This window comes from Shewanella sp. (assembly GCF_051658185.1).
Taxonomy (GTDB): Bacteria; Pseudomonadota; Gammaproteobacteria; order Enterobacterales; family Shewanellaceae; genus Shewanella.
The window spans coordinates 1-2,421 of record NZ_JBOFMC010000422.1; the positions used below are offsets into that span (position 1 = coordinate 1).

The following is a 2,421-nucleotide window of genomic DNA, read 5'->3' on the forward strand; positions in this document are numbered from 1 at the left end:
GCCAGCTTTGCCAAAGACATCTCTGGCGAAGAGGCGTTTGGGTCCTTCATCAAAGCTTAATTCGATGCGGCTATCAGTATTGACCCCCACGGTCTGATCCGCGGGGAATTGTTTAAGTAAAGCGGGCGCCTGCTGATCAATAGCTTGTTGGCCCAACGTCAGAAAAGCACCCTGGAATTGTTGTTCACTGGCCGGTAAATCTTTGGACACGGCGGCTTTCCCTGGCCAGTGTGTATCACCATTATCAAGCAGAAGTTGTATCTGGGAACCAGCGATCATGGTTTGCTCTGACAGGGGTTGCACCAAAGTCTCGATGCTACCCTTGCTAACTGCGCGTAGTTGTTCCAAATCGTTATCCAAAAGTACTGGCTGATCGTCGCCACCTTGCCAGCGGTACAATGCAAAATTATCCGGAATATCATGCACTGAGGCCGTCGCCGGTCCACTGACAATCAGGTAATGATCCTGCCAACGACTAATATCACGGATACCACGACCCGCCAAGTTCAATTCCATCGGTTCACCAAATACGGCACTGGCAGCACTGCCATCGATTAGCTTTAAGTAATTGGTGACGGGTACGATAAGAGCTTTATTACGTAACCGCTGATCCAATTGTGGGGCCCGAAAACCAAGCAGTAGGGTATTACCATCGTGACTGATGGTCGCCCCTTCGATAGAAAAACCATGGACGTTTTCTGGCGCAATACCGCCTCCGGCTGAGCGACTGAAACCTAAATAGCCTGCTCCCTTACCATGGCCATTATCGTTATCCCACTGGATCAGATCGTTTTCCAGTTGCGAATATTTACTAATATATTTAAATTCTGTTTCCGCCCCACTGCCTGTAACACTCACCGCTATAATATGGCCACGATCAGCTACCGCTTCACCACCATCTTTCTTATTGCTGTGAGAGCCTACTACCAGTAATTTTCCTGGCGCATACCAACTTAACGCTTCAATATCGAGCTCTTTAGACAACCCGGACACTTCACGGAAATCCCATTCTTTCACTATGCTAAGCGGGGCGTCTGAGGTTAAGGTCATCGATTGGCGAGGGTACACTCGTAATACGTTCACTTCGTCATCAGCCACAATCATAAATTGCTTGTCTAACGCTACCGCCCCGGACGCATCAGAGCTGCCAAATTCGGATGCTGCCGGTAGATAAGTTAACAAAGTAACGGGAATGGGTTTTTCGACCTCAGGGGGAACTGTTGGACTGTCATTATCTGAGTTACACCCCATTAGGGATGATACAATTAAGGCACAGATTGATACTTTGTATTTCAGCGATGTCTGTTTCACGAGTAACCTATCTCTTTATAAATTAAAATAAATGTATTTGAGATAGTCTACTGATGAAACATAAAACAATTATGACAAAACCAAAAATGTAGATAAAAGAACTGATTAACTCTGTACTTTGCCCCAATTAAAACACAAATGTTTGCCCTATCATCTATGTCTTAAGTAGCATTGGCAATGCTCACATCGTCTTCTAACCACTTTTAAGCGATAACCACTCTAGCCCCTGCTCAGCAAAGAGAAATAGTCTATCGCAATAACCTTGAGCTATGACACTGCGGATTATTTCAGGGTCGATATTCAGATAATCATGAACCAGTGCATTACGAAGTCCTATCACTTTACGCCAGCCACTCAATTCATCAGCGGGTTGTGCACCTCGTTGACACAAGATCTCAAATGCTTGGTAGGCATCCTGCGGACTATGCCCAGCAAGAGCCTTTGCCCAATGTTTTGCAATACCAATACAGGCTTCAATAGATACCTGTAATGTCCGCTCTGCGGCACGATATTCAAGATTAGATAAGGCACGCTGACTGAGTAATTGTCGCAATTCTTCAAGCTCAACTTGATAGCGGCTAAGGCTTAGACGTATTGAGGAGATATAGGTATTATCCGACATAATACAACAGTTCCCTTATTGGCTTTTGGCTGAGTAATCGAGTTCCATTTGCGACATAATGCGAGACTCTTCTTGCATTCTTCGACCTTCATCTCGACTAAAGATAAGTTTGTTGGCATTAATGATACTAAAAGCCAGAGGGATAGGAGCAAGATTTATATCGACGACTGACAGCTTTCCTTCGGCTAACCCCAGTGCCCTTTGCCAATCCAGAGCGAGCAGCTCAGCTCTAATACGAGTATCAAGCACGTTGTCTGCCTTCACTGGATCAAATGCGACGGCTAAATCCCAATCGCTATGCTTGCTAGCATTTCCTTTCGCCTGTGAACCATACAGCCATAATACCGCCACCTCTGGATGGCTTACTGCTAAGGCTCTTAGTTGTTGTAAGTTATGGCTTTGTTCGATCGTCATTGGCTTGGCTTTCAGATAGTCATATCTTTTAAGTGTACCAAGCCTTAGTCGGACTTAATAGGTTGGATTACATG

3 protein-coding genes are annotated in these 2,421 nt (G+C 45.4%); all 3 read right to left on the reverse strand.

Features of this window, described 5'->3' with window-relative positions; translation table 11 throughout:
* Positions 1-1,311: DUF3616 domain-containing protein (locus ACRCZA_RS15480; protein WP_438675288.1), on the reverse strand; the 1,311-nt coding region annotated here is incomplete at its 3' end.
* A gap of 193 nt (positions 1,312-1,504) precedes the next feature.
* Positions 1,505-1,933: a type VII toxin-antitoxin system HepT family RNase toxin gene (gene hepT / locus ACRCZA_RS15485; RefSeq protein ID WP_438675289.1), complete on the reverse strand. Its 429-nt coding sequence runs from the start codon at positions 1,931-1,933 to the stop codon at positions 1,505-1,507.
* Between the two features lie 15 nt (positions 1,934-1,948).
* The gene (gene mntA, locus ACRCZA_RS15490; protein ID WP_438675290.1) at positions 1,949-2,347 is read right to left on the reverse strand and encodes a type VII toxin-antitoxin system MntA family adenylyltransferase antitoxin; all 399 of its coding nucleotides are present in this window, start codon (positions 2,345-2,347) and stop codon (positions 1,949-1,951) included.
* Positions 2,348-2,421 lie beyond the last annotated feature (74 nt).